Annotated in this window: 2 protein-coding genes; one reads left to right on the top strand and one right to left on the bottom strand. The window is 67.6% G+C overall.

The window, feature by feature from the left end; all coding sequences use genetic code 11:
• On the top strand, positions 1 to 1,235 hold a 1,235-nt coding region (locus AC5JJ6_RS10740; protein ID WP_496042026.1), incomplete at its 5' end, for an efflux RND transporter periplasmic adaptor subunit.
• Here the strand turns inward: AC5JJ6_RS10740 and AC5JJ6_RS10735 are convergent.
• A complete protein-coding gene (locus AC5JJ6_RS10735; protein ID WP_496042025.1) occupies positions 1,232 to 2,092 on the bottom strand; it encodes a hypothetical protein in 861 nt (286 codons plus the stop codon). The two genes, AC5JJ6_RS10740 and AC5JJ6_RS10735, sit on opposite strands and share 4 nt — an antisense overlap.
• Positions 2,093 to 2,181 lie beyond the last annotated feature (89 nt).

The following is a 2,181-nucleotide window of genomic DNA, read 5'->3' as shown; positions in this document are numbered from 1 at the left end:
CCTTCATGCGGTTCGACGGCTACTACCTGCTGTCCGACTACCTCGACATCGCCAACCTCCAGGACCGCTCCTTCGCGCTCGCCCGCTGGTGGCTGCGTGAAAAGCTGTTCGGCTTCGGCGATCCGCCACCGGAGCATTTTCCGGCAAGGACCCGCCGGATCCTGATGTTCTACGCTTACGGGACCTGGATCTACCGGTTCTTCCTGTTCCTGACGATAGCGCTGCTGGTCTACCACCTGTTCTTCAAGCTGCTGGGCATTTTCCTGATGGGGGTCGAGTTGGTCTGGTTCATCGCCCGTCCGATCTGGGGTGAGTTGGCGGACTGGGCAACCCGCCGCGACCGGGTTCGGATCAACCGCAACAGCATTGCGACACTGATCGGTTTCGCGGGACTGACCGCGTTGCTTCTGGTCCCCTGGCGGGGATCGGTTCCGGCGCCGGCCGTGCTCAGGGCGGAGCAGCAGACCCGCCTGTTCGTGCCCAAGGCTGCCATGCTGGCGGAGTCGCTCGCATATGCCGGCAAGCAGGTGACCGCCGGCGACGTGCTGTTCCGTTTTACCTCTCCCGACCTGGAACACGCGCTCCAGCAGGCGCAGCGCAAGGCCCAGGTGCTGCGCTGGCAGGTGCAGTTCCAGGGCATGAACCGCGACCTGCTCGAACGCAATCAGGTATCCTGGAGGGAGCTCGAAGCGGCGCAGGCGGAGTCCGCCGGTTTCAGGAGCGAGCTGGACCGGCTGGTGGTCACGGCTCCGATCTCCGGCAGGATCGTGGAACTGACCGATCCTCTTCTGCCGGGTGAATGGCTGAAGGAGAGCACTCCCCTCGCCATGCTGATCGATCCGGCCTCCGGCATCGTGGAGGCCTATATCGGTGAGGACGATCTGAGACGCGTCGCCATCGGTACGGACGGGGTCTTCCACCCCGACGACCTCGGCGAAACTTCGATCCCGCTGAAGATCGTCGCCATCGACGACGGCAGCAGCCGGACCCTTGCGGAGCAATCGCTGGCATCGCTCAACGGCGGCGACATCGCCGTCAGGCAGGATACCGCCAGCGACCGCGCCCTGGTTCCGGAAAGCCCGATCTATCGCGTCCTGTTGAAGGCGGAAACCGCGCTGGCCGCTCCCGGCCGCGTCCTGCGCGGCAAGGTCCTTCTGGAAGGGCAGCGCGAAAGCATTGCCGGGCGCACCTTGCGTGTGGCGCTTGGCGTGCTGGTCCGGGAGAGCGGCTTCTAGCGTTTCGGCTTGACCGGAGGTACGGGTTTGTGGACCGGCGGCACGGCGGCCGAGACCGGGGCGGCATCCTTCGGGCGGGGCTTGTGGGGCGGGGGAGCGACGAGTGCCACGGAGACGGCTGCCTCCGGTGCCGCGGGCGGTGCGGCGGCAGGCGCCTGGACTGCCGGCAGGAGTGCCGGTGGAGCGGCAACGGCCGACATGAGCTGCGGCGACAGCGGTTTCGACACGGAAGACCTGATGACGGCGGCCGGTGCCGGAACAGATGCGGCGACCGGCACGGCGGCTGCGGCCGGCACGGCGGCCGCAGCCGCCGATGGGACTGCGGCAGGCGCCGGGACGGCGGCAGCGGGAACGGTCGGAGCCGGGGCGGCGAGGAAGCCGGCCGCTTCCAGGTTGGTCATCCAGCTTCGCTGGGTGGCGGGCCGCCGGACCGGGCCGATGCCGATGCCCGCCAACTCGGCATCGGTGAAGAAGTGGGCAAGCACGGCCTCCGCCCGCCGCTGACTGACCGGCGGCATGACGCGCCACAGCCGGGACGCTTCGCGCTTCGCGCTGTTGCTGCCGCCGATCGCCGCCGCCGTATACCAGCGCAGCGCGCTCGGCAGGTCCCATTTGACGCCGATGCCACGGTCGTACAGGCGTGCCGCGACTTCCGCCGCTTCGGTATCGCCCGCACCCGCGCGGGTCAGCAAGGCTTCTACGGCCGATCGTGAGACGGTCCCGGTGTCGATGGTTTCCAGGACTGCCGCCGTCTCGGGAGCACGGGCCAGGGCCGGCGCGGCCGTCAGTGCGGCGCCGGCGGAAAACAGCAGGGGAAGCACGACGGAAATCGAACGCCAGCGCGAAGAGATCGGCATCTTCAGTATCCAAGCGTGCGTGGAAGGATTGTGGTGACCCTAAGCTATGCCAACTGTTTTGAGAGTTGGTTAATGGCAGGAAAATGGCA

The organism is Skermanella sp. (assembly GCF_059503625.1).
Note: the sequence above shows the minus strand (reverse complement) of the source record. Positions and strands in the feature narration are given on the sequence as shown.

What these genes read in the sequence shown, in the direction of transcription:
- AC5JJ6_RS10735 (WP_496042025.1), bottom strand. Translation starts at nt 2,092, where the DNA reads ATGCCGATCTCTTCGCGCTGGCGTTCGATTTCCGTCGTGCTTCCCCTG.